18 protein-coding genes are annotated in these 23,960 nt (G+C 71.6%); 14 read left to right on the top strand and 4 right to left on the bottom strand.

The genetic code is table 11. The annotated features are described in order from the left end of the window. Window positions 1–93: 93 nt before the first annotated feature. The 7 genes from B0920_RS07460 (at window position 94) to B0920_RS07430 (ending at window position 10,546) form a co-directional block, all read left to right on the top strand. Window positions 94–2,766, top strand: a complete 2,673-nt coding sequence (locus B0920_RS07460; RefSeq protein ID WP_078031905.1) for a TonB-dependent siderophore receptor — start codon at window positions 94–96, stop codon at window positions 2,764–2,766. A gap of 151 nt (window positions 2,767–2,917) precedes the next feature. Continuing rightward, on the top strand, window positions 2,918–4,108 hold the full coding sequence (locus tag B0920_RS07455; RefSeq protein ID WP_078031904.1) for an LLM class flavin-dependent oxidoreductase: 1,191 nt from the start codon (window positions 2,918–2,920) through the stop codon (window positions 4,106–4,108). Window positions 4,109–4,119: 11 nt separating this feature from the next. Continuing rightward, the gene (locus B0920_RS07450) at window positions 4,120–5,685 is read left to right on the top strand and encodes an ABC transporter substrate-binding protein (protein ID WP_078031903.1); all 1,566 of its coding nucleotides are present in this window, start codon (window positions 4,120–4,122) and stop codon (window positions 5,683–5,685) included. Between the two features lie 2 nt (window positions 5,686–5,687). Next, window positions 5,688–6,707 (top strand): ABC transporter permease, encoded by a 1,020-nt coding sequence (locus B0920_RS07445; RefSeq protein ID WP_078031902.1) that lies wholly within the window; start codon window positions 5,688–5,690, stop codon window positions 6,705–6,707. Then, entirely contained in the window at window positions 6,704–7,528 is an 825-nt protein-coding gene (locus B0920_RS07440; RefSeq protein ID WP_078031901.1) for an ABC transporter permease, read from the top strand. The genes B0920_RS07445 and B0920_RS07440 overlap by 4 nt, the downstream gene beginning before the upstream one ends. Continuing rightward, a complete protein-coding gene (locus B0920_RS07435; protein ID WP_078031900.1) occupies window positions 7,525–9,327 on the top strand; it encodes an ABC transporter ATP-binding protein in 1,803 nt (600 codons plus the stop codon). Before B0920_RS07440 ends, B0920_RS07435 begins: the two co-directional genes overlap by 4 nt. A gap of 10 nt (window positions 9,328–9,337) precedes the next feature. Continuing rightward, a complete protein-coding gene (locus B0920_RS07430; protein ID WP_078031899.1) occupies window positions 9,338–10,546 on the top strand; it encodes an LLM class flavin-dependent oxidoreductase in 1,209 nt (402 codons plus the stop codon). Between the two features lie 52 nt (window positions 10,547–10,598). Here the strand turns inward: B0920_RS07430 and B0920_RS07425 are convergent, their stop codons facing one another. Further along, the gene (locus B0920_RS07425) at window positions 10,599–11,666 is read right to left on the bottom strand and encodes an LLM class flavin-dependent oxidoreductase (RefSeq protein WP_078031898.1); all 1,068 of its coding nucleotides are present in this window, start codon (window positions 11,664–11,666) and stop codon (window positions 10,599–10,601) included. Continuing rightward, window positions 11,656–12,732 carry an ABC transporter substrate-binding protein gene (locus B0920_RS07420; protein ID WP_078031897.1) on the bottom strand — a complete coding sequence of 359 codons (1,077 nt, stop codon included), beginning with the start codon at window positions 12,730–12,732 and terminating at the stop codon, window positions 11,656–11,658. The genes B0920_RS07425 and B0920_RS07420 overlap by 11 nt, the downstream gene beginning before the upstream one ends. A gap of 181 nt (window positions 12,733–12,913) precedes the next feature. Here B0920_RS07420 and B0920_RS07415 point away from each other — a divergent pair, with 181 nt between their 5' ends. Both B0920_RS07415 and B0920_RS07410 read left to right on the top strand, forming a co-directional pair. Further along, complete coding sequence (locus B0920_RS07415; RefSeq protein ID WP_179119110.1) at window positions 12,914–13,495, top strand: NADPH-dependent FMN reductase; 582 nt, start codon at window positions 12,914–12,916, stop codon at window positions 13,493–13,495. A gap of 94 nt (window positions 13,496–13,589) precedes the next feature. Continuing rightward, window positions 13,590–14,795 (top strand): sigma-54-dependent Fis family transcriptional regulator, encoded by a 1,206-nt coding sequence (locus tag B0920_RS07410; RefSeq protein ID WP_078031895.1) that lies wholly within the window; start codon window positions 13,590–13,592, stop codon window positions 14,793–14,795. 15 nt (window positions 14,796–14,810) lie between these two features. On the opposite strand, the gene B0920_RS07405 is transcribed toward B0920_RS07410, so the two are convergent. Beyond that, complete coding sequence (locus tag B0920_RS07405) at window positions 14,811–15,851, bottom strand: ABC transporter substrate-binding protein (protein WP_078031894.1); 1,041 nt, start codon at window positions 15,849–15,851, stop codon at window positions 14,811–14,813. Between the two features lie 256 nt (window positions 15,852–16,107). Here B0920_RS07405 and B0920_RS07400 point away from each other — a divergent pair, with 256 nt between their 5' ends. From B0920_RS07400 to B0920_RS26230, 4 genes are read left to right on the top strand one after another with little or no spacing between them, the layout of a single operon-like run. Further along, window positions 16,108–16,830, top strand: coding sequence for a class II aldolase/adducin family protein (locus tag B0920_RS07400; RefSeq protein ID WP_078033327.1), 723 nt, complete (start codon window positions 16,108–16,110; stop codon window positions 16,828–16,830). Next, entirely contained in the window at window positions 16,831–18,024 is a 1,194-nt protein-coding gene (locus B0920_RS07395; protein ID WP_078031893.1) for an MFS transporter, read from the top strand. After that, window positions 18,021–18,881, top strand: coding sequence for an ABC transporter substrate-binding protein (locus tag B0920_RS07390; protein ID WP_229455254.1), 861 nt, complete (start codon window positions 18,021–18,023; stop codon window positions 18,879–18,881). The genes B0920_RS07395 and B0920_RS07390 overlap by 4 nt, the downstream gene beginning before the upstream one ends. 6 nt (window positions 18,882–18,887) lie before the next feature. Next, window positions 18,888–19,076 carry a hypothetical protein gene (locus B0920_RS26230; RefSeq protein WP_229455252.1) on the top strand — a complete coding sequence of 63 codons (189 nt, stop codon included), beginning with the start codon at window positions 18,888–18,890 and terminating at the stop codon, window positions 19,074–19,076. 6 nt (window positions 19,077–19,082) lie between these two features. Here the strand turns inward: B0920_RS26230 and B0920_RS07385 are convergent, their stop codons facing one another. Continuing rightward, complete coding sequence (locus tag B0920_RS07385; RefSeq protein WP_078031892.1) at window positions 19,083–21,527, bottom strand: penicillin-binding protein 1A; 2,445 nt, start codon at window positions 21,525–21,527, stop codon at window positions 19,083–19,085. Window positions 21,528–21,686: 159 nt separating this feature from the next. Between B0920_RS07385 and B0920_RS07380 the strand changes: the two genes are divergently transcribed. Beyond that, on the top strand, window positions 21,687–23,954 hold the full coding sequence (locus B0920_RS07380; RefSeq protein ID WP_078031891.1) for an OPT family oligopeptide transporter: 2,268 nt from the start codon (window positions 21,687–21,689) through the stop codon (window positions 23,952–23,954). The last annotated feature ends 6 nt before the right edge of the window (window positions 23,955–23,960 follow it).

The raw sequence follows: 23,960 nt of genomic DNA, 5'->3' as shown, positions 1-23,960 counted from the left end.
GGTGCAAAAAAGCGCCGCGCGGGGCCGGATTCGGCGTGGCATGGAACCTGCACCTGGATGGACATCCCTTGTCATCCATCCAGGAGAAACGCAATGAAGCAGTCCCCACACCGAGTCCATCGTCTGGCCCTGACCGTGCACCTCGCCCTGGCCGCCATGTGCGCCGGCGCGGCGGAACCGGCGGCGCCGGAGCTGCCGGCCGGGAAGGGCGCCGACGAGGCGCCCGCGCCTGGTGGCGAGCCCCTGGTGCCGGTGGCCTCGGTGGTGGTGATCGGCGCCCAGGCCAACCGGGCACTGGCGCCGCGGCCCGTGTCCTCGGTCTACGGCACCGACACCAGCCTGCTCGACACCCCGCGCGCGGTGTCGCAGATCTCGGCCGAGCAACTGCTGCGCGACGGCATCCGCACCGCCGACGACCTGGTCAAGTATGCGCCCGGCCTGACCCGCAACGGCGGCCAGAACGTCTCGGTCGCGCCCCTGATCCGCGGCCAGGCCTCGGAGCTCTACCAGGACGGCCAGCGCACCTACAACGTGCGCCACCCCTTCAACACCAATGCCTTCGAGGGCGTGGACATCGTCGCCGGCCCGGCCCCGCAGGTGTTCGGGATTTCCTCGCGCAGCGGCGGCTATGCCAACTACCTGGCCAAGAAGCCCGACTTCGAGCGCCAGCGGGGCCAGCTCAGCGGCCAGGTCGGCACCTGGGTGCCGGGTGGCGGCTCCTACCCGGCCCATGCCCTGACCGCCGATCTCACCGGGCCGCTCTCGGACACCCTGGCCTACCGGGTCAGCGTGACCGCCCAGCGCGCCGACGACTACGCCGAGGGCGTGCGCAACGACTTCGACGCCTTCTACGGCGCGCTGGCCTGGAAGCCGCGCGCCGGCCTGCGCCTGGACTGGAACCTGAGCGTCGACGACTACCACGATTTCAACGTCACCCACGGCTGGAACCGCGTGACCCAGCAGCTGATCGACGACGGCCGCTATCATGCGGGGCGCGCCACGCCGATCATCAGCCAGGGCAGCGGCGCGGCGACGCGCTACTATTCGCCGGTGTTCGCCAGCGGCGCCTACGATTCCGCCGTCGTCGGCTGGCAGCAGCGCACGCCGGTCACCAACGCGGCCGGCGTGCGCCAGTTCGTGGCCGGGCCGCTGCTGCCCGCCAGCCAGTGGCCGTCCTTCCTCACCAGCCAGTCGACGCCGGGCACGGTGCGCGGCTGGGTCTACGATCCTAAGCTGGCCGGCAACGGCCTGGTCGAACTCTCCGATTCCGCCTATTCGCGCCCGCAGGACCGCAACACCGCCCGGCGCGACACCAGCCAGCTGCGCGTGGCCTGGGACCTGAACGATCGCTGGTCGCTGCACAACAGCACCCTCTACCAGCGCTCGCGCGACAGCGGCAACTCGGTCGGCAGCTTCTTCACCCAGTTCGAGGACCGCATCTTCGAGAACCGCCTGGAGCTGCGCGGCCGGAACGACTTCACCCTGTTCGGCCTGCCGCTGCGCCACGACAGCAACACCGGCGTGAGCTACCGGCGCGAACGCTACATCACGCGCGCCGCCAACAACAGCTTCACCATCAATCCCTACGACCTGACGGCGCCGCTCGAGCTCAAGACGCCCGGCGCCCTGTACGCCTTGCCGTCGCCGGCCGGTCCGGGTTCCTGGATCGGCACGGCCGGGGTGCCGCAGCGCTCGAGCGCCTTCGGCTGGCTCAGCCTGCCGGCCATGTACCCGGCCGGCGGCGACTTCTATGCCGAGCGCGGCGGCTCGCCGGCGTCCGGGGGCGCCACCTATACCTCGGACGGACGCTGGACCAACCTGGCCCTGTTCACCCAGCAGAACTTCCTGCTGGACGAGCGTTGGGGCCTGAACCTCGGCCTGTCCGGCACCCGCGTCAACGCCGACATCCACAATCCGGTCTTCCTCACGCCGGCCCAGGAAGTGCGCGACGGCAAGCGCTTCCACCTGCCGGCGGCCCAGCTCAGCCTGTTGTACAAGGCGAGCCCGGGCAGCACGTTCTACCTGACCCACGACCGTTCCTACGCGATCAACACCGGCGGCTTCGCCGACGTGCTGACCTGGGGCGCCAACAACCAGCTCAACCCGCTCAATTTCCGCAGCCTGAGCCGGCTGCTGGAAGTCGGCGTGAAGGCCGAGCTGATCCCCGACCGGCTCCAGGCCAGCCTGGCCGGCTACCGCCAGAAACGCGACGTCGCCCCGCTTACCGACGGCAGCATCCCCAAGATCGAGATCCACGGCGTGGACGCCGCGCTGCGCTTGCAGGCCGCGCGCGACATCAGCGCAGGCCTGAACTACACCCTGATCAACGCCAAATACACCTACGTGAGCTTCCCGCCGGGCTTCTTCTCGCCCTGGGGCTTCGTGCCCGACAACGCCACCGTGTTCGCTGACGGCAACGCCCTCAACGCGCGTCCGGCCCCGGGCCAGGCGGCCGCGCCGGGAATCCCCAAGCATTCACTGTCGGGCTGGGTGGACGTCAAGTTCGGCCAGGGCTTCGGCGCCGAACTGTCGGCCTGGTGGACCAGCGACTGGGCCACCAGCCTGACGCGCACGGCGGTGGTGCCGAACGAGCATGCCCTCAACCTGACGCTCTACCTGCGCAGGCCGAAGTGGGACCTCGGGCTGCGCATCCTCAACCTGACCGACGAGCGCAACTTCGTCAACGGCCTGACCGGCCCGACCACCGAATTCCTGCAGCCCTCGATCCCGCGCGCGCTGCAGGCCAGCTTCGCCTACCGCTTCTGAGCGCCTGGGCGGGCGGCAGCAGCTTGTTGAAGCGCTGCTGCAAAAGCAGCAGCGGCGCGCTGCGCAGGCAGCAGCCGGCGGGCGGCAGGCGCACGGCCGGCCTGGCACGCCTCTTGCGAATACCGGATCGACACAGAACAAGGAGTCACACATGGGAATCAAAGTCTTGTGGTATCTCACCGCGCCGGACGGCCAGGTGCCCTGGGAGGCGGACGGGCGCTGGCACACCGGCTTCGGCCACCTGCAGCAACTGGCAGGCGCCATCGACAAGCTGGGCTACTACGGCGCGCTGCTGGCCACCGGCGCCGACGAGGTCAACGTGCTGGCCGCCTCGGTGCTGTCCAGCACCCAGCGCATGAAGTTCGTGGCGGCGATCTACCCGGGCCTGATCGCCCCGGCCAAGCTGGCCCAGATCGCCCAGACCATCAACCGCTTCTCGGGCGGTCGCCTGATCTACAACGCGGTCAACGGCAACGACAAGATGCTGCCGGCCCAGGGCATCCACCTGGCGCACGACGAGCGCTACGCCTACAGCCTCGAATACTGGGAGGCCTTCAAGCGCCTGTACGCCGGCAGCACCGACGGCTACCAGGGCAAGTACATCCAGATCGCGCCGCGGCCGGCGGACTTCGGCGGCGGCAGCCAGCGCGGGGCCGCGCCGCCGCGCTACGCGCCCTTCGAACTGTGGGGCGCCGGCACTTCCAGCGCCGGGGTGGCGCACTCGGTGCAGTCGCTCGACGTCTACCTGAGCTTCGCCAACACCCCGCAGAAACTGGGCGACAAGTTCCGCCGCGTGGGCGCCGAGGCCGCCAAGATCGGCCGCCGCCTGGAGTATGGCACCCGCCTGCAGATCATCGTGCGCGAGACCGAGGAGGAAGCCTGGGAGTACGCGCAATACCTGGTCGACCGCACTTCGGTCGAGTATGCGCGCCAGTCGATCGAGCGCCAGCTGCCGCCGGGCGAGCGCTTCGAGACCTACGTCAGCCCCGATCCCCAGGTCAACCGCAACCTGGAGCAGATCCGCGCCGGACGCCTGCCGAAGGCGCGCGACTACGAGATCTATCCGAACATCTGGACCGGTCCGGCCCTGCACGGCTTCAACGTGCTCGGTCCGGCCCAGGGCACGACCCTGGTGGGCAGCGCCGAGAACGTGGCGGCGCGCATCCGCGAATTCCAGGAGCAGGGGGTGGGCACCTTCATCCTGTCCGGGTGGCCGCTGATCGAGGAAGCCTACCGCGTGGCGGACCTGCTGTTCCCGCTGCTCGATCTCGACCACGGCTTCGAGGTGCCGCTGCTGTCGCCTCAGCGCAAGCCGCAGGCCAGCCTGGCGGCGGCCGCCTGAAAGGAGGAAGCATGCCTGATCCGACTTCCCGCAGGGACTTCCTGATCCGGGGCGCCGCCCTGGGCGCCGGGGCCACGCTGGGCGCGGGCCTGCTGGCCGGCTGCCGGCGCGATCCGGCGCCGGCGGCGGCGACGCCGGCGGACGCCGGGCCTCGGCGCGGCGGGCGCCTGCGCCTGGGCATCGTGGACGGCAGCCAGAGCGGCAACCTGGACGTGCACAAGCCGGTCGGCAGCGGGATCATCCGCGGCTTCGCCCTGTACAGCAAGTTGTGGGAGTGGAGCGAGCGCATGACGCCCGAGCTGGCCCTGGCGGAGGAGGTGAGCATCAACGCCAACGCCAGCGCCTGGACCATCCGCCTGCGCAAGGACCTGGAGTTCCATCATGGTAAAACCATCTCGGCGGACGACCTGATCTTCTCGGCGCGGCGGCTGTCCGACCCGCAACTGGCCTCGCCCTACGCGGCCCTGGTGAGCCGCATCGACCGCGACAACATCGTCAAGCTCGACGAGCGCACCATCCGCGTGCCGATCAAGGACGGGGCCGGCTTCCTGCCGCTGCCGGACGGCTGGGTCAACTTCGGCGGCATCGTCCCGACCGACTACGACCCGGTGCGTAATCCCGTCGGCGCCGGCCCCTACAAGCTCAAGGAGTTCACCCCCGGCCAGCGCTCGCTGTTCGTGCGTTTCGAGAACTATTTCAAGCCGGGCCGCCCCTATGCGGACGAGCTGGAGATCATCGAGTTCAAGGACCAGACTTCGCGCGTGGCGGCCCTGCTGGCCGGCCAGATCGACACCGCCTACGCGCTCACGCCGGAACAGATCGTGCCGCTCCAGGCCCATGGCGGGGCCTCGGTCCTGGTCAGCCGCACCCATGGCTGGCACGGCTTCGAGATGAACACGGCGGCCGAGCCCTTCCGCGATGCGCGCGTGCGCCAGGCCTTCCGGCTGCTGGCCAACCGCCCGGAACTGGTGGCGCGCGCGCTCGGCGGGCAGGGGCGCATCGCCAACGACCTGTATTCGCCGCTCGACCCCACCTTCAACGCCGGGATCGCGCAACGCCCCTACGACCTGGCGCAGGCGAAATCCCTGCTGCGGGCGGCCGGGCAGGCCGACCTGCGCCTGGAGCTGGCGGCCGGGCCGGGCGGCAGCGCCGCGGCCCAGGTGTTCGCGGCCCAGGCCAGGCTGGCCGGCGTCGAGGTCCGGGTGCGCCAGGTGGACGCCGCGACCTACAACGGCCCGCTGCGCGACAGCTGGACCATGAGCACCACCTACCGCCTGGGCGGCGAATTCCTGCACACCGCCTCGATCACCGACGCGCCGCTGGCGGCGGTCAACAAGACCCACTTCGAGGACGCCCGCTTCTCCGCCCTGTTCGAGCAGGCGCTGGGCGAGACCGACGTCGGCAAGCGCAAGCTGCTGGTGCACGAGGCCCAGCAGATCCAGCACGACCGGGGCGGGCTCCTGATCTGGGGCTTCACCGACGTGGTCGACGGCATCGCCGCCCGGGTCGGCGGCGCGCGAGCGGAACGCTCGCACTTCCCGACCTGGCGCTTCGACGAACTGTGGCTGAGGAGCTGAGCATGAACGCAAGCCTGACGATAGCCTTCGCGGCGCCCTGGCGCGGCGCCTGGCCCTGGCTGCGCTGGCTTGGCGCGCGCCTGCTGGCCGGCCTGGGCGCGGTCGCGGCGATCAGCGTGATCGTGTTCGGCGCCACCCAGGCGCTGCCCTCCGATCCGGCGCGCATGGTGCTGGGGCCGGAAGCCCCGGAATCCTCGGTGCGCACCCTGCAGCGCCAGCTTGGGCTGGACCGGCCGGTGCCGGTGCAATACCTCGATTGGGCCGCGCGCCTGGCGCGCGGCGACCTCGGACGCTCGCTCGATTCGCAGGCGCCGGTGGCCCAGCTGGTGCGGGCGCGCGCCGGCAACTCGCTGGCCCTGCTGGCCTGCGTGCTGGCGCTGCTGGTGCCGTCCGCGCTGCTGCTCGGGGTGGGCATGGCCTTGCGGCGTGACGCCGTGCTCGACCGCCACGGCGTGTCCCTGCTGATCGCGCTCAAGGCGATTCCGAACTTCGCGCTCGGCATCGGCCTGGTGATGCTGCTCGCCACCACCGTGTGGCCGGTGCTGCCGGCGGTCTCGCTGCTGGAGCCGGGCAAGTCGCCGCTGGCCCAGCCGCACTTCCTGGCCTTGCCGGCGGCCACCCTGGTGCTGGGCGGCCTGCCCCACCTGGCGCGCCTGGTGCGCGCCGCGATGATCGAGGCGCTCGACGCCGACTACGTGCAGGCGGCGCGCCTGCGCGGCGTAACCGAGCGCAGCGTGGTCCTGCGCCACGCCCTGCCCAACGCCCTGATCCCGGCGATCCAGGGCCTGGCCCTGACCCTGAGCGTGCTGCTGGGCGGCACCCTGGTGGTCGAGGTGGTGTTCACCTATCCGGGCCTGGGCAGCCTGCTGAACGCCGCCATCGAGATGCGCGACCTGCCGGTGATCCAGGCCATCGTCCTGCTGGTGGCGGGCGGCGTGGTCCTGATCAACCTGGCGGCCGACCTGCTCACGGTGCTGCTCACGCCGCGCCTGCGCACCGCGGTCTCGGGGGAGCGCGCATGAGCCGCCGCCTGCCCGCCTGGATGCGGCAGCCGCAGGCGCGCGCCGGCCTGCTGCTCTCGCTGCTCGCGCTGATGGCCGCCGTGCTGGGGCCGGCGCTGGCGCCGCACGCGGCCGACGCGTTCGTGGGCGCGGTCTACGGCGCGCCGGCGCCGGGGGCCCCGCTCGGCTACGACTACCTGGGACGCGACGTCCTCTCGCGCGTGCTGCTGGGCGGCTGGTCGGTGGTCTGGATGGCCAGCGGCGCCGCCTGCGCCGCCCTGGCGGCGGGCAGCGTGCTGGGCCTGGTCGCGGCCGGCGCCGGCGGCCGCACCGACCGCCTGCTGGCCTGGGGCGCCGACGTGCTGCTGGCCTTCCCGAACCTGATCCTGGTGCTGCTGGTGGTGTCGCTCCTCGGGCGCGAGCAGTGGCTGATCGTGCTGACCGCCGCGCTGGCCTTCGTGCCGGGCGTGCTGCGGCTGGTGCGCAGCCTGGCCCTCGGCATCGCCGCCCAGGAGTTCGTCGAGGCGGCCCGGCTGCTGGGCTATCCGCGCCGCCAGGTGCTGCTGCGCGAGATCCTGCCGAATCTGCTTACGCCCCTGCTGGTCCATTTCGGCAGCATGCTGTCCTGGGCCGTGACCATCCTCTCGGGCCTGAGCTTCCTGGGCTACGGGGTGGCCCCACCGGCCGCCGACTGGGGCCTGATGATCAACGAGAACCGCGCCGGCCTGCAGGTGCAGCCGCTGGCGGTGCTGGCGCCGGCGCTGATGATCGTGCTGTTCGCGCTCGGCGCCAACCTGCTGGCCGAGGGGCTGGCGCGGATCAACGCGAGGACCGCCGCATGAACGCGCCCCTCAGGCACAGCGGCCTGCTGGCCGCCCCGGCGCTGTCGGTGCGCGGGCTGCGCGTGGCCCTCGACGGCGGGCCCGACATCGTCGCCGGCATCGACATCGAGCTCGAAGCCGGGCAGGTGCTCGGCCTGGTCGGCGAATCGGGCTCCGGCAAGACCACCGTGGCCAGCGCCTTGCTCGGCCACGCGCGCAAGGGCGCGCGCATCGCCGCCGGCGAGGTCAGGGTGGCCGGCCACCAGGTGCTGGGGGCCGACCCCGCCAGCTTGCGCCGCCTGCGCGGCCGGGTGCTGGGCCATGTGGCCCAGGACCCGGCCACCGCGCTCAACCCGCTGCAGCGCATCGGACGCGCGCTGGACGAGGTGATCGACCTGCACGCGCCCGAACTGCGCCCGGCCGAGCGCCGCGCGCGTCTGGAGGGGGTGCTGCAGGACGTGGGACTGCCCTGCGACGCCGCTTTCCTGCGCCGCTTCCCGCACCAGCTCTCGGGCGGCCAGCAGCAGCGGGTGCTGCTGGCGCTGGCCTTCCTGCCGCGCCCCGCGCTGATCGTGCTCGACGAGCCGACCACCGCGCTCGACGTCAGCACCCAGGCGCGCATCCTCGACACCATCCGCCGCCTGTGCACCGGCTACGGCACGGCCGCCGTCTACGTCTCGCACGACCTGGCGGTGGTCAGCCAGCTGGCCGACCGCGTGCTGGTCCTGTACGCCGGGCGGATCGTCGAAAGCGCGCCGGCGGCGCGGCTGTTCGCCGCGCCCGCCCACCCCTACACCAAGGGCCTGCTGGCCGCCATCCCCGACGTCGCCAAGCCTTGCGCGCCGCGGCCGATCCCGGGCCAGGCGCCGGGACCGCTGGCGCGTCCCTCCGGCTGCGCCTTCGCGCCGCGCTGCGCCTGGCGCGGCGGCGAATGCGGGGCCGAGCCGGCGCTGGCGCCGGTGGCGCATGCCCACCAGGCCGCCTGCGTGAGGCCGGAAGCGCTGGCGGCCGTGGCCAGCATCCGCCTGGTCGACCTGGCCGGCGACGCGCCGGCCGCCGACGCCCTGCTCGAACTGCGCCATGCGCGCGCCTGGTACGGCGAGCGACAGGTACTGTTCGACGCCGCGCTGGCGGTGGCGCCCGGCGAGTGCTTGGCCCTGGTCGGAGAGTCCGGCTCCGGCAAGACCACCCTGGCGCGCCTGCTCGCCGGGCTGGGCGCCGGGGTCCAGGCCGACCTGCGCTACCGCGGCGGGCTGCTCGACCTGCGGGTCGACGCGCGCACCGCCACCCAGCGGCGCGAGATCCAGTACATCTTCCAGAACCCCTACCGCGCGCTGAACCCGCGCCAGACGGTGGGCGCCATCCTGGGCCAGGTGCTGCGCCATGTGGAGCCCGAGGCGCCCAAGCCCGCCGAGCGGCTGGCCGAGGTGCTGCGCCAGGTGGCGCTGCCGGAGCGGGTCCTGGCGAGCCACCCGGGCGCGCTGTCCGGCGGCGAGCGCCAGCGGGTGGCCATCGCCCGTGCGCTGCTGTGCCGGCCCAAGCTCCTGATCTGCGACGAGATCACCTCCGCGCTCGACGTCTCGGTGCAGGCGGCGATCATCGAACTGCTGCAGCGCCTGCAGGCGGGCGGCCTGGCGATCCTGTTCGTCACCCACAACCTGGGCGTGGTGCGCTCCCTGGCCGGCCGCACCGTGGTGCTGCGCCACGGGCGGGTGGTCGAGGAGGGCCCAACTAGCGAGGTGCTGGTGCGCCCGCGCCACCCGTATACGCGCGCCCTGGTGGGCGACTCCCCGAGCATCCTTTCATTTCAACCATTCTGACGGAATCCGCATGAGCATCGATTTCTTCTCGCGCCTGCCGCTGCACGGCGAAACCAAGCATCTTCCCGGCGACGGCCGCAACCGCGGCGACTGGCACGCCCTGGGGCCGGGCCAGAGCACCGGCGCCCTATCAGATATCAGCCCGGGCGACGACTTCGGCTACATCGATTACCTGGCCCAGGTGGCCAAGGCGACCGAGATCAACGGCTTCGGCGGGGTGCTGATGGTGAACGGCGCCAGCGGCGAGGAGCCCTGGACCGTGTGTTCGCTGCTGGCGCGCGAGACGCGCCGCCTGCGCTTCGTGACCGCCTTCCAGCCTTTTCACTTCTCGCCCTATGCGGCGGTGCAGATGGCGGCCACCTACCAGCGCGCCAGCGGCAACCGGCTGGTGTGGAACATCATCAACGGCGGCTCCGAGGTGGTGCAGCGCCAGGTCGGCGACTTCGTGCCGCACGACGAGCGCTATGCGCGCGCCACCGAGTTCATGGACGTGGTGCGCGGCTACTGGAGCAATCCCGACTTCCATTACGAGGGCAGGTTCTACCGCGCGCAAGGGGGCGGCCTGAAGGGGCCGCTCGCCAAGGCCGCGCTGCCCTTGATCTGCACCGCCGGATCCTCGGAGGCGGCGCGCGAGTTCGGCGCCAAGCATGCCGACTACTACCTGATGCGGGCCGAGCGCCCGCACGAGGTGGCCGAGCTGATCGCCGACGTGCGGCGCCGGGCGCGCCAGTGGGGCCGCGAGGACGCGATCCGCTTCGGCCTGTCGATCGACGTGATCGCGCGCGAGACCGACGAGGAGGCGCGCGCGGAAGCGCGCCGCTTCTTCGAGGAAGCGAAGGAGCGCGGCGCGGCCAGGGCGGCCGCGGCCCATGCGGGCCTGCGCTCGGCGCGCAAGCTGGGCTACGAGAACGAGTTCCAGCGCGAAGCCGACAAGGAACGCGGCTACGACGAGTTCTTCATCCATCCGAACGTGTGGGCGGGCTTCGGCTACATCGGCATCCCGCCCGGCTGCGCGCTGGTGGGCAGCTACCAGGACGTGGTGGCGCGCATCCGCGAATACCAGGGCGTGGGGATCGAGCTGTTCTTCCTGGCCGGCTACCCGCACCTGGAAGAGGCCTACCGGATCGGCGAGCATATCCTGCCGCATTTCCGCGCCGAGCGCGCGGCCGCCGGCGCCCACCGGCCCGGCGACCCGCTGCCGCTGGCGGCCAACGGCTGAGCGCCGCCACGCCCCGCCCCGGCCCGCCGGGCAGGGCGGGGCGCGCGGGCATTCAGGCGGCGGCCCGGGCGCGGCGCGCGATCTCCTCGCGCACCGCGGGGATGATGTAGCGTCCGTAGTCGATGGCGTCGTGCAGCGGATCGTAGCCCCGGCTCAGGAAGGTGGTGACGCCGATGTCGGCGTAGGCCAGCAGGGATGCGATGATGGTGTCGGGCGTGCCCACCAGCGAGGTCGAATCGGTGCCGCCGCCGATCGCGCTCGAGGTGCCGAGGAAGAGCGCCTTGTCGAACACCTCGCCGCGCGCCGCCAGGGCCAGCTGGCGCTGGCCGCCGCCGCTCTGGCCACGGTCGCCGCCGCTGCCGGCCGGGGTGTTGCGCGCCAGCGCCGCCGCGATCTCGCGCGCCCGCTTCCAGGCCAGCTCCTCGGTCGCGCCGATGATCAGGCGCACCGAGAGGCTGACCCGCGGCGCTGGCTTGCCGGCCGCCGCGGCGATCGCGCGCAGCTTGTCGATCCGCGCCGCGGTGTCGGCCAGCGGTTCGGCCCACAGGGCATACAGGTCGGTATGCCGCACCGCCACATGATAGGCGGCGTCCGACGAGCCCCCCAGCGAGACCGGAATATGCGGCTGTTGCAGCGGCTTGACCGGCGAGAAGGCGCCGCGCAGGGAATAGAAGCGTCCCTCGTGGTCGAAGGGCTCGTCCTCCAGCCAGGTGCGGCGCAGGATCCCGAGGTATTCGTCGGCGCGCGCGTAGCGCGCTTCCTTGTCGGCCAGGGTGTCGCCGTATTCCTGCTCGGGCGCGTGCCCGGTCACCGCATGCAGGCGGATGCGCCCGCCCGTGGCCTGGTCGAGGGTGGCGAAGCTGCGCGCCGCCTGCACCGGCGGGACCAGCCCGGGACGGTGGGCGATCATGAAGCCGAGCCGCTCGGTGTGGGCGGCGGCGTAGGCGGCCAGGGTCGCCGGGTCGCCGCCGCCGGTGGCGATCAGGACCCGGTCGAAGCCGGCGTGCTCGTGGGCGCGCGCCAGGTCGCGCACCCAGGCCAGGTCGATCGGGCTGCGGTAGGAGGCGCGCGGCGCGAGCTGGTTGCGCGGGAACAGCCCGCCGACGAATTCAATGGACATGGTAATGCTCCTTCAGGACGATGGGGCGCGGCCGGGGCGCCTCGGGAGGGGGGAGGGATTGCTGTTCCGCGAGCGCCTCGGCCAGGGGCGCCGGGTCGATCCACTGCTGGACGTCGAAGTCGCGCCGGATGTAGCCCCAGTCGAGCAGGAAATCCTTCTGCGCCGTCAGGCCGGCCACGCTCAGGGGCGAGAGGGAAGGGAGCAGGCCGCGGTGCAGGCTGGCGCCGTGCGCGCCCGCCACCTCGGCCGTCGTACAGCCGGGATTCTCGGCCGCGACCAGGGCCGCGACCTCCTCCGGATGGCGGCGCGCCCAGTAGGCGGCGCTTGCCAGCACGCCGAGGAAGCGGCGCACGATGGCCGGGTGGCGCTCGAGGAAGGCGCGGTCGACCGTGATCGGGCGCGGGGTGCCGTTGTTGGCGCGCAGCAGCGGGTCGTCGAGCCGGTTCAGGTCCGTCAGTTCCAGCAGCCCCGGGTCCTGCGCGGCGGCGTAGCCGGGGGCGCCGCGCAGGAACACGGCGTCGACGTAGCCGGAGCGCAGGGCGTCCAGCTCCACGTCCTCGCCCGGACGCCGCTGCGGGTACTCGAAATCCGGCGACTGGATGTGGGTCCAGCGCGCCGCGCGCGGATCGAGGCCGGCCAGGGCCAGGGCGGTGGCGAAGCCGCGCCGGGCGCTGGCGCGCTGCAGGTCGATCAGGGCCTGCCTGCGCAGCGGCAGGCCGAGGCGCCGGCGCCTGAGCTCCTGCACGCTGCGGATGCCGCTGTCGCGCCGCACCAGGATGCCCTGGTATTCGTCGACCCAGGTGATGCCGACCACCACCGCGTTCTGGCCCTCGGAGCGGGCCCAGATCGCCGGGATGTTGCCGCCTTCGCGGATCAGGCCGGTCTGGCCGTGGTGGTAGTGGGCGAGGCGGATGTCGCGGCTGTCGGCTTCCTCGAGGGAGCGCAGGCGGGTGTGGCCGGTGGCGAAGGCGTCGCGCAGCCAGCTCAGGCGGGCGGCGACGGCGGTGGCGGTGGCGCCGCCGCGATGGCTGTACCAGAGTTCGGTCGGAGTGGTGGTGGAGGTCATGTCTCGCTGTTCGGGTTGGACTGAGCTAGTGGTAGCAAGCGGCGGGCCAGCGTCACGGGCCGCTTTCTGCTGGTTTTCGCGCACTCGCTGTTGCCTGGCGCGCAGCCGGCCCGCCCCGGCCTGCGCGAAACGCTGGCATGAAAGCTGCAGTGAAGGGAAGCTCACCCCTTTGGAGAACCCGATGACCGCGATCGCCCGCATCCTCGCCTTCGCCGGCAGCACCCGCCGCGAATCGAGCAACAAGAAACTCAGCCGCGCCGCCGCCCACGCGGCCGTGGCCGCGCACACCAGCGTCACCTGGATCGACCTGCGCGACCATCCGCTGCCCCTGTACGACGCCGACATCGAGGCGCAGGGCCTGCCGCCCGCGCTGCTGCGCCTGCGCGCGCTGTTCGCGGGCCACGACGCCTTCATCGTCGCCTCGCCCGAGTACAACGGCTTCTTCCCGCCGGTGCTCAAGAACGCGCTCGACTGGCTGTCGCGGCCCGCGCTGGGCGAGGAGCGCCACGCGGTCTTCGCCGGCCGCCCGGTGCTGCTGCTGTCGGCCGTGGCCGGACGCTCGGGCGGCCCGGCCGGCCTGCAGCAATTGCGCCGCCAGTTCGAGCACCTCAGGGCGTCGCCCTTCGGCCGCCAGTTCGTGCTGCCGCAGGCCCACGGCGCCTTCGACGAACGCGGCCGCCTGCTCGACCCCCAGCTCGGCGCCGAGCTGAGCGACACGGTGGCCCGCTTCGCCGAGGCGATCCGGCCCGCCGTTCCCGCATGAGGGCGGGCGCAGGCCGGGGCGTTATGCGATATGCGGATAAGCTTGCGTCGGACTATTCGTTCACCCCGCGCGGGGGCTGCACTATAGTCGAGCCATGAACCTGAGCACCCAACACCTCCCCGACGATTTCGCCCGCGCGGCCCACCTCGCGCGCGGCGGCGGTCCGGACGCCGAGCCGCTGGTGGCCTTCACCCATGCCCCCAAGACCAGCCTGCTGGTGCGCGCCACCGCCTTCGTGTTCGCCGACCCGCGCTCGCGCGCGCTGCAGGAGCTGATCGAACGCATCGCGCCGAGCGAAGCGACGGTCCTGATCACCGGCGAAACCGGCACCGGCAAGGAGCTCATCGCGCGCCACGTCCACGCCCTGAGCCGCCGCGGCGGCGGCAAGTTCGTGGCGATCAACTGCGGCGCGTTTTCCGAGACCCTGATCGAGAGCGAGTTGTTCGGTTACGAGCGCGGCGCCTTCACCGGCGCCAGCCAGTCCAAGCCGGGCTGGTTCGAGAGCGCCAACGGCGGCACCCTGTTCCTGGACGAGATCGGCGACCTGCCGCTGCCGATGCAGGTCAAGCTGTTGCGGGTGCTGCAGGAGCGCGAGGTGGTGCGCCTGGGCTCGCGCCAGCCGGTCCCGATCGACGTGCGCCTGATGGCCGCCACCAACGTCGACCTGGCGGAGGCGGTGCGGGCAGGGCGCTTCCGCGAGGACTTGTACTATCGCCTCCAGGTGGTGTCGCTGCCGCTGCTGCCGCTGCGCGAGCGGCCGGGCGACGTGATGCCTTTGGCGCGCCATTTCCTGCAGAGTTACGCCGAGCGCCTGCACCTGGGCGAAGTGACCCTGGCGCCCGATGCGGAACTGGCCTTGCGCCAGTACCCGTGGCCGGGGAATATCCGCGAGCTCGAGAACGTGATCCACCGCGCGCTGCTGGTGTGCCGCGAGGCCAGGGTGAGCGCGCTCGATCTCGGCTTGTCGCCGCTGATGGCCATGGCGCCGGCAGCGCCGCCCGGCGCGCCTGCGCCCGCGTCGACTCCCGCGCCCGCGCCCGCGCCGCCGTCCTACTTCGGCGCCTTCGCGCCGGCGGCTCCTGCGCCGCCGGCCGCGGCGCCCGAATCCGAACGCTTCCGCGCCGCCTGGCAAGCCCTGCTCGATTCCGGCGAGCAGATCACCTTCGAGGCGCTGCAGCTCCAGCTGGTGCTGGCCGCCTGGGAGAGCAGCGACCGCAACCAGTTGCGCACCGCACGCTACCTCGACATCAGCCGCAACGTGCTGCGCACCTACCTCAAGAAAGCCGGCGTCCTGGCCTGACGCCGGCTTCGCTCCCTACGCCGCCCGGGCCTGCGTGGCCCGCAGCCACTCCCGGGCCGCCGCCAGCGGGCGGTGGTCGGCCCAGGCGCGCACGTCGACGTCGCGATCCAGGAAGCCGTGGGTCAGCTGGAAGTTCTTCTGCTGTTCGAACAGGGACAGGCGCTCTTCCGACAGGTCGGGCGCCAGCGCGGCGTGGAAGCCGTCGCGGTAAGCCGTCGCCACCGCGGCGCCGCCGGCGCGGGTCTCGCCCTGCAGGATCGCCAGCACTTCCTCGCGGCGGCTGCGCGCCCACTCGGCGGCGCGCAGGGTCTGGCCCAGGAAGCGCACCACCAGGTCGAAATGATGGTCGAGGAAATCCTGGTGCACGGTGATCGGACGCGGCGTGCCGTTGTTGACCCGGAAGCGGCGCTCGGGCAGCTTGTCGAGATCGATCCCGACCACCACGCCGGCGGCGCGCGCGGCCTCCACCGCCGCCGCGCCCTTGACGTAGACCGCGTCCACCTCGCCGCGCTCGAGGGCGGCGATGCCCTGCCACAGGCTGGCGCCGGGCGGCGCGCAGGACGGCGCGCTGCCGTCCTCGCCCACCTCGACCAGGCGCACGTCGGACAGGGTGAGCCCGGCGCTGGCGAGGGCCCCGTGGTAGCCGGCCAGGCTCATGCCGCGCGCGATGCTGCGCCCGCGCCGGTTTTCCTGCAGGTCGATGCGGCGGTAGACCGGCAGCGCCAGGCGCTTGCCTTCCAGGTCGGCCGGGCCGGCGATGCCGGAGCCGGGGCGCACCAGGATCGCCTGCCATTCGTCGATCCAGGTCAGGCCGATCAGGCGCGTGGCGGCGCCCTGGGCGCGGGCCGGCAGCGCGAACAGGTTGCCGCCCTCGCGGATCAGGGTCGGCAAGCCATGGTCGTAATGGTGGCGCGCCTGCTCGCCGCCCACCTCCTGCAGGGTGCGGATGGCGATGCCGTCGGGCTCGAACTCGCGCGCGAGCCAGCCCAGCTTGTAGGCCAGGCCGGTGGCGGTGGGGACGGGGCAGCGGGTGAACCAGATCGTGTCGATGCTCATGGGGTGAAACTCCTTCAGCGGTTGGACCGGGACATTCCGGTTCCCCCTCCCGATGCAGGAAGCGTTCCCGCCGCCTTGCCGGCCGCAGCCCCTGCGATGCTGGATTCGCCGCAGCTGCCGCGCGGCCGCTTGTTGCCGCGCCAGCATCGACTGTTAGCGCGCCAGCAGCGCGCGCCCTCCCGGCGCTGGCACGTGTCTTGCGAATCCATGGAGGAAGCCGGGCCGGCCGGCGCGGCACTCACGAATGGAGAACGAGATGGCAGAAGCAGAAGCGGCACAACAACTCGGCAGCGAGGTCCTGGCCTTCGCGGAACAGGTGCGCAGGACGGCGGCCCAGGCTTTCGCGGTCCTGCGCGAGACCGGCAGCCTGACCGCCAACGGCACCGTCGGCTTCGTCGAGCGCGTGCCCGGCGAAGACAAGGTGGTGGTGGTCAACGACCCGGGACCCTTCCGCAAGGGCGAGGAACCGGTGGCCTCGATCGTGGGCCTGGACGGCACCGTCTACCAGGGCAATCCGGCCGGCGGCAGCCGTTACCTCAAGCTGTTCCGCGAGCAGCCGGACGTCACCTCGATCTCCCACGTGCATTCGCCCTCGCTGGGCGCCTGGGCCCAGACCCACCGCACGCTGCCGATCCGCTACGTGCCGGTCCAGCGCTTCCAGCTGGTGCGCGAGATTCCGATCTACATCGATCGCCGCCAGCCGGAAGTCGATTTCATCCTCGACGAGATCGGCAAGAACCCGCACGCCGTCGCGATCCTCGAAGCCAATGGCGGCGCCACCGTCTGGGGACGCCAGGGCCTGCAGAAGCTGGCCGAATTCATCCTGATCCTGGAAGAGGGCGCCAGCATCCAGATCCAGGCCGAGGCCCTGGGCGGCTCGCGCGACTTCGGTCCTGGGGTGCTGCGCCAGCAGTGGAAGATGAGCAATCTGCTGGAGACGGCGCGCTCGCTGTCCCTGCTGCCGGCGAGCGACCTGTAAGTGGCGGCGGAGCTTGCCACCGGGGCCGCCGCCGACGGGGGCGAGCTGCGCCGCTTCCTGATCGGCTTCGTCGGCCTGACCCTGCTGTCCGGCCTGACGATCGGCATGAACAAGGTGCTGGGCACCCTGCTGGGCCTGCACCTGCATGTCAGCAACCTGGAGCTCGCCGTGATCAGCTCGGCCGAATCGGTGGCGATGGCGCTCGGCACCTTGCCCGCGGGCCGGCTGCTGGCCCAGGGCGACCCGCGCCGCTGGTACGGCGGCGTGAGCCTGGCCCTGGCCGGCCTGTTCTGCGCGCTGCCCTGGCTGCCCGGCTGGCACTGGGTGGCGCTGGCCATGTTCGTGGTGGGCCTGTGCATCTCGGTGCGCATCGTGGCCATGAGCACCGTGTTCCTGATCCGCCTGCCGGAGCTGGGCCAGGCCAGGGCCGGCTGGTACCGCGGCACCCTGATGCTCGGCATCCAGTTCGCCGGCCCCCTGACCGGCAACTACCTGATCGCCCACCTCGGGCTGCACGCGGGCTTCCTGGTGTCGGGCGCGGCCTTCGCCGCGCTCGCCCTGCTGGGCTGGCAGGTGCTGCCGGCCCAGCCGGTGCGGCGCGAGTCGCAGCCGGGGGCGCCGGCGGCGCTGCGCAGCCTGCTGCGCCTGCCCGAAGTGCGGCTCACCTATGCCTTCGAGATCCTGGCCAGCTTCACGGCCTCCAGCGTCGGGGTGTTTTCCCTGCTGCTGGCGATCCGCGAGCTGCACTGGCCGCGCCAGCACGCCGTGTGGCTGATGGCGGCCCAGGGCCTGGCCTATGTAGGCGTGCTGCTGTTCCTGGGCCGCGCGGTGCTGGGCAGCCCGGCGCGCGCGCGCATCTACGCGGCGGCCCACGGCGCGATCATGCTGGCCCTGCTGCTGTTCGGGGCCTGGCCGCACAGCCTGGCCTATCTGGCGGCGGCGCTGCTGCTGGGCGCCGGGCTGGGCGTCAACAACCTGGTCAACACCGACCGCATCGCGCGCGCGCCGGTCGACAAGGCGCGCGTGTCGGCCCACCTGACCCTGTTCGGCATGGCCGGCGGCAGCGCCGGCGCGCTGCTGGCGGGCCGCCTTGCCGACGGCATCGGCCTGCGCACCGTCTTCCTGCTCTGGCTGCTGCCCTGGGCGGCCGCCTGGCTGGTCTTTCATTTACCTACAACGAGGAAAACATCATGAGTCACAAGCTGCTTGACACCCTGTGGTACACCCGCTGCCCGGTCCCGACCGGCCTGGGCATCGCCGTGCAGCAGGGCTGGCTGGACGCGGCGCTGGCCGCCAGGGGCACCGCGGTGCAGTCGCTGCGCGAGTCGAGCGAGCGCGCGGTGCGCGAATCGCACTTCGACCACAGCCTGCGCAATTCGGTCCGCCATGGCGGCAACATCCCGGCCGTGTGGGCCCGCGCGGCGGGCCGCGACACGCGCCTGCTCGGGCTGTCCTGGTCGGACGAGACCCAGCGCATCCTGAGCCTGCCCGACAGCGGGATCCGCACCGTGCGCGACCTCAAGGGACGCCGCTTCGGGCTGCCGAAATGGGTGAACGCCCAGATCGACTTCGCGCGCGCCCAGGCCATCCGGGGCCTGGAGAACGCGCTGCGGCTGGAGGGCCTGGAAGTGAGCGAGGTCGAACTGGTCGACTACGTGATCGAGCAGGGCCAGAGCGACGCGCCGGCCGAGCGCGTGGCCGGCACCAACGTGTTCGGCGGCCAGCGCCGCGGCGGCCAGGCGGCCGAGCTGGCGGGACTGCTGCGTGGCGAGGTCGACGCGATCTTCCTGAAGGGCGCCCAGGCGGCCCAGCTGGCCCAGCTCTTCGGCCTGCACACCGTGATCGACACCGGCGCCCATCCGGACCCGCTGGTGCGCGCCAACAACGGCACCCCGCGCACCCTGACGGTGGACGCGCACCTGGTGGAGCAGCACTTCGAGGTGGCGGTGGACATCGTGTCCCAGGTGCTGCGGGCCCAGGACTGGGCGCGCGCCCATCCGGACGACACCCGGCGCTTCCTGGCGCGCGAGTCCAATACCAGCGAATACTAGGTCACGGTGGCTTACGGGCTGGACGCCCACGAGCGGCTCGACACCACGCTGTCGGAGGCGAACATCGCCGGCCTGCAGGACTTCAGCGACTTCCTGCTGCGCTGGGGCTTCCTGCCGGCGGCCGTCGACGTGCGCGCCTGGATCGATGCGCGGCCCTTCGAGGCGGCGCTGGCGCTGCGGCGCCAGGCCGCCTGAGACCCCTCAGCGCAGCTGGGTCGCCGGGGTCGCCGGGCTCACCGGGATCGCCGGCGGCGCCGGCGGCGGGGCTGGAATCGGCGCGGCGGGCGGCGCCTGAGCCGGCGCGTCCGGCGCGTCCGGCGCGGCCTCGCCCTCCGGGGCGACGGCTGGGGCCTGCGGCTCGTCGAGCGCCGGATCGATGTCGATGGTGCGCAGCTCGGGCGCGTCGAAGAATTCCGGATAGATCCAGTCGCCATCATCGCGCATCACGTCTTCCGGCGCCACCGGCTCCACCTCCGGCCGCTTGTCCAGGGCCACTTTCATGTAGTCGATCCAGATCGGCATCGCCAGCGTGGCGCCGAACTCGCGGCCGCCCAGCGAACGCGGCTCGTCGTAGCCCATCCAGGCCACGGCCACCACCTTGCCCGCATAGCCGGCGAACCAGCCGTCGATGGCGTCGCTGGTGGTGCCGGTCTTGCCGGCCAGGTCGGCGCGGCCCAGGCGCTGGGTCGCGGCGGCGGCGGTGCCGTAGCGGGTCACGTCGCGCAGGATGCTGTCGGTGACGAAGGCGTTGCGCGCGCTGATGGCGCGATTTTCCTCCTGGTAGGGCTTGGGCGGCTTGTTCTCGAGGATGACGGCGCCGTTGCCATCGGTGATGCTGGCGATCAGGTAGGGCTTGACGCGGTAGCCGCCGTTGGCGAACACCGCGTAGGCGCCGGCCAGCTGCAGCGGCGTGACCGCGCCGGTGCCCAGGGCCAGGGTCAGGTTCCTGGGCTGGCGCGCCGGGTCGAAGCCGAAGTGGCCGAGCCAGTCGTGGGCCGCGTCCACGCCGAGCGCGCGGATCAGGCGCACGGTCGGCACGTTCTTCGAATGCGCGAGCGAGCGGCGAAGCGTGACTTCCCCGTCGTAGACGCCGTCGTCGTTCTGCGGCGACCAGGTTTCCCCATTGTCCTCGCCCGGCAGGTCGAGCGGCTCGTCGAGGATGCGGGTGGACGGCGAGTAGCCGCGTTCCAGCGCGGCCGAATAGATGAAGGGCTTGATGACCGAGCCGGGCTGGCGCCAGGCCTGGGTCACGTGGTTGAACTTCTGCAGGTTGTAGTCGAAGCCGCCCACCAGCGCATGGTAGGACCCGGTCTCGGCGTCGATCGCCACGAAGGCAGCCGCCACCTGCGGCACCTGGGTGATCGACCACTCGTTCTTGTCGGAGCGGCTGACGCGGACGATGGCGCCGGGGGCGATCCGGTGCGCCGCGGAGGCCTTGTCCGACAAGCCGCGCGCCGCGAACTTCAGGCCGGCGCCGCGGATCTCGATCTCTTCGCCGGCCAGGGTCTCGACCTTCACCACGCTGGGGCTGGCGGCCAGCACCATGGCCGGCAGCAGGCCGTCGCTGGCGGGGCGCTTCTGCAAGGCCTCGACGATGGCGTCCTCGCGCTCGTCCGGATCGAGCGGCAGTTCGATGCGCGCCTCGGGGCCGCGGTAGCCGTGCCGCTGGTCGTAGGCGATCACGTTGCGCCGCACCGACTGGTAGGCCGCCTCCTGCTCGCTGGAGACGATGGTGGTGACGACGGTGATGCCGCGCGTGTAGGCTTCTTCCTTGAACTGGTCGTAGACCGCCTGGCGCGCCAGCTCGGCCACGTAGTCGGCGTGGGTGTCGTAGGTCTGCAGGGCGTCGCGCTTGATGCGCAGCGGCTCGGTCATCGCCTGGCGGTATTGCGCGTCGCTGATCTCGCCCAGGTCGAGCAGGCGACGCAGCACCGCGTGCTGGCGCTGCTCGGCGCGCTTGGGGTTGGCCACCGGGTTGTGGCGGGCCGGGTTCTGCGGCAGGCCGGCCAGCATCGCGATCTCGGCCAGCGAGAGCTGGTCCAGGGACTTGCCGAAGTAGCTGCGCGCCGCGCTCGAGAAGCCGTAGGCGCGCTGCCCGAGGTAGATCTGGTTCATGTACAGCTCCAGGATCTGGTCCTTGCTCAAGGCGGCCTCGATCTTGTAGGCGAGGGCGATCTCGGTCAGCTTGCGCGAAATGACCTTTTCGCGCGACAGGAAGAAGTTGCGCGCCACCTGCATGGTGATGGTCGAGGCGCCCTGGCGGAAACCGCCGCCCAGGTTGGATTTCGCCGCGCCCATGGCGCGGATCCAGTCGATGCCGCCGTGCTCGTAGAAGCGGGTGTCCTCGATCGCCAGCAAGGCCTTCTTCATCATCGGCGGCACCTTGTCGATCGGGACGAAGTCGCGGTGCTCGACGCCGAACTGGCCGATCAGGACCTTGTCGGCGGTGTAGATGCGCAGCGGGATCTTGGGCCGGTAGTCGGTCACCGCGTCGATCGCCGGCACGTTGGGCATGATCGCCGTCATCACATAGGTGGCGGCGGCCGCGAAGGCGAGCAGGATGGCGGCGAAGAGGATGAGCAGGATCAGGACGATCCGGCTCTGGCGCTTCTTGCCCGGGCCGGGCGCGCTGGTGGACTTGGTCACTACGGAACTCTCGAGTTGGGGCCCTGGGTTGCGGCCATCAGGCGCGCATTATAATCCGCTTTCATTCCAGAACGGCATGTGCGATATTCACGCCTTCAGGCCGCCCAAGGGGGTGTGCCCGCCCAGCCACAGCCGTCCGCAGCAAAGGATACCGCCAGCATGCCCTACGATCCGAATCCGACCGGATTCAAGCCCTATATTCCCGCGACCGCCCAGCTCCCCGAATTCACCCTGCGCGCCCTGATCATGGGCACCTTGCTGGGCATGGTGTTCGGCGCCTCCTCGCTCTACCTGGTGCTGAAGGTCGGCCTGACGGTGAGCGCCTCGATCCCGGTCGCCGTCATCGCCATCACCCTGTTCGGGGTGGCGCGCAAGCTCGGCGCGCGCGAATCGACCATCCTCGAGAACAGCATCACCCAGACCGCCGGCTCGGCCGGCGAGTCGCTGGCCTTCGGCCTGGGCGTGACCATGCCGGCGATCCTGATCCTCGGCTTCGACCTCGAGATCTCGCGCGTCATGCTGGTGGGCGTGCTGGGCGGCCTGCTGGGCATCCTGATGATGATCCCGATGCGCCGCACCATGATCGTTGACAAGCACGGCGAGCTGAAATACCCGGAAGGCACGGCCTGCGCCGAGGTGCTCAAGGCCGCCGCCACCGACGTCTCGCGCGAAGCCGCGGGCGAATCGACCAAGGGCGACGCCGAGGCCATGCGCGACGCCAAACGGCGCGCCGCCATCATCTTCGGCGGCTTCGGCATCGGCCTGCTGTACAAGAGCCTGAGCGTGTCCTTCAAGGGCTGGAAGGATTACGTCAACTTCGAGTTCGGCGCCCCGCTCAAGGGCGGCTCGGCCGGGGCCGAGGTCTCGCCGGAACTGCTGGGCGTGGGATACATCATCGGCCCGCGCATCGCCTTCACGATGGCGGCCGGCGGCGTGCTGTCCTACCTGCTCCTGATCCCGATGATCAAGTTCTTCGGCGAGGCATTGACCGTGCCGCTGGCGCCGGGCACCATGCTGATCAAGGACATGGGGCCGGACGACATCCGCAATGCCTACGTGCTCTACATCGGCGCGGGCGCGGTGGCCGCCGCCGGCCTGATCTCGCTGGTGCGCTCGATGCCCATGATCTGGAAAAGCCTGAGTTCGGGCCTGGCCGGCATGGGCAAGGCGAGCAGCGCCGACGCTTCGGTGCGCACGGAGCGCGACATCCCCATGAAATGGGTGCTGATCGGCTGCCTGGCCATCATCGCCATCATCACCGTCGCCACCCCGCTGCACATGAACCTGCTGGGCGCGCTGCTGATCCTGGTGTTCGGCTTCCTGTTCGCCACCGTGTCCTCGCGCCTGACCGGCGAGGTTGGCTCCTCGTCCAACCCGATCTCGGGCATGGCGGTAGCGACCCTGCTGTTCACCTGCCTGATCTTCCTGGCCCTGGGCTGGACCGGCGGCCAGTATTACGTGACCGCGCTGTCGGTGGGCGCCATCGTCTGCATCGCCGCCAGCAACGCCGGCACCACCTCGCAAGACCTCAAGACCGGCTTCCTGGTCGGCTCGACCCCGCGCTACCAGCAGTACGCGATCCTGTGCGGCGCCTTCGCCGCCGCCCTGATCCTCGGGCCGATCCTGCTCAAGCTGAACGACGCCGGCACCGTCTACGTGCCGGCCGCGCAGGTGGCGCCCGGCCTGAAGGTCGACTCCTCGACGCTCTCGGCAACCGCCCGCCTCGAGGGGCCGCAGGGCGAGACCGACCGCAACACCTACAAGGTCTGGCACAAGACCGACAGCGTGGGCGGCCCGGCCGGCAAATACCTGGTGGCGGAGGACGGCAAGGTGGCCTACCTGGTCGATCCGGGCATCAATGGCACCCACAAGACCCGTCCCGACGGCACCGAGGTGAAGAAGTACGACGCGCCCAAGGCGGTCTTGATGTCCTACATCATCAAGGGCATCCTGGACCGCGAGCTGCCCTGGACCCTGGTGCTGTTCGGGGTGATGATCTCGGTGGTGCTGGAAATGGCGGGAATCGCCTCGCTGGCCTTCACCGTGGGCGTCTACCTGCCGCTGGTGTCGACCCTGCCGATCGCGGTGGGCGGCCTGCTGCGGTGGATGGTCGACCGCCGGAACAACAAGCTGCCGCAGTACGAGAAGCTGACGCCGGAGCAGTGCCAGGCGGCGGGCGACCGCAGCGAAGGCACGCTGCTGGCGTCGGGCTACATCGCGGGCGGCGCGCTGGCCGGCATCATCATCGCCATCACGGCCGGGGTGCTGACCAATTTCGACTCGAGCATGACCGAGTGGGCGCTGGCCTCGAACCCCTTCTACGCCGGGCCGAATGCCGACCTGCTGACCCTGATTCCCTACGCGGCCATCATCCTGCTGCTGTGGTGGGTGGCGCGCGAAAAGCCGGGCAAGCCGGCCGATCGGTAAATGAAA

The organism is Massilia sp. KIM, assembly GCF_002007115.1.
In the GTDB taxonomy this organism is placed as follows: domain Bacteria; phylum Pseudomonadota; class Gammaproteobacteria; order Burkholderiales; family Burkholderiaceae_D; genus Telluria.
The sequence above is the reverse complement of the archived record's forward strand: the minus strand, read 5'-3'. Positions and strand labels throughout refer to the sequence as shown.

Excerpts from the sequence above, each read along its gene's own strand:
- B0920_RS07460 (WP_078031905.1), top strand. The coding sequence starts at position 94 with ATGAAGCAGTCCCCACACCGAGTCCATCGTCTGGCCCTGACCGTGCAC.
- B0920_RS07455 (WP_078031904.1), top strand. The coding sequence starts at position 2,918 with ATGGGAATCAAAGTCTTGTGGTATCTCACCGCGCCGGACGGCCAGGTG.
- B0920_RS07450 (WP_078031903.1), top strand. The coding sequence starts at position 4,120 with ATGCCTGATCCGACTTCCCGCAGGGACTTCCTGATCCGGGGCGCCGCC.
- B0920_RS07445 (WP_078031902.1), top strand. The coding sequence starts at position 5,688 with ATGAACGCAAGCCTGACGATAGCCTTCGCGGCGCCCTGGCGCGGCGCC.
- B0920_RS07440 (WP_078031901.1), top strand. The coding sequence starts at position 6,704 with ATGAGCCGCCGCCTGCCCGCCTGGATGCGGCAGCCGCAGGCGCGCGCC.
- B0920_RS07435 (WP_078031900.1), top strand. The coding sequence starts at position 7,525 with ATGAACGCGCCCCTCAGGCACAGCGGCCTGCTGGCCGCCCCGGCGCTG.
- B0920_RS07430 (WP_078031899.1), top strand. The coding sequence starts at position 9,338 with ATGAGCATCGATTTCTTCTCGCGCCTGCCGCTGCACGGCGAAACCAAG.
- B0920_RS07425 (WP_078031898.1), bottom strand. The coding sequence starts at position 11,666 with ATGTCCATTGAATTCGTCGGCGGGCTGTTCCCGCGCAACCAGCTCGCG.
- B0920_RS07420 (WP_078031897.1), bottom strand. The coding sequence starts at position 12,732 with ATGACCTCCACCACCACTCCGACCGAACTCTGGTACAGCCATCGCGGC.
- B0920_RS07415 (WP_179119110.1), top strand. The coding sequence starts at position 12,914 with ATGACCGCGATCGCCCGCATCCTCGCCTTCGCCGGCAGCACCCGCCGC.
- B0920_RS07410 (WP_078031895.1), top strand. The coding sequence starts at position 13,590 with ATGAACCTGAGCACCCAACACCTCCCCGACGATTTCGCCCGCGCGGCC.
- B0920_RS07405 (WP_078031894.1), bottom strand. The coding sequence starts at position 15,851 with ATGAGCATCGACACGATCTGGTTCACCCGCTGCCCCGTCCCCACCGCC.
- B0920_RS07400 (WP_078033327.1), top strand. The coding sequence starts at position 16,108 with ATGGCAGAAGCAGAAGCGGCACAACAACTCGGCAGCGAGGTCCTGGCC.
- B0920_RS07390 (WP_229455254.1), top strand. The coding sequence starts at position 18,021 with ATGAGTCACAAGCTGCTTGACACCCTGTGGTACACCCGCTGCCCGGTC.
- B0920_RS07380 (WP_078031891.1), top strand. The coding sequence starts at position 21,687 with ATGCCCTACGATCCGAATCCGACCGGATTCAAGCCCTATATTCCCGCG.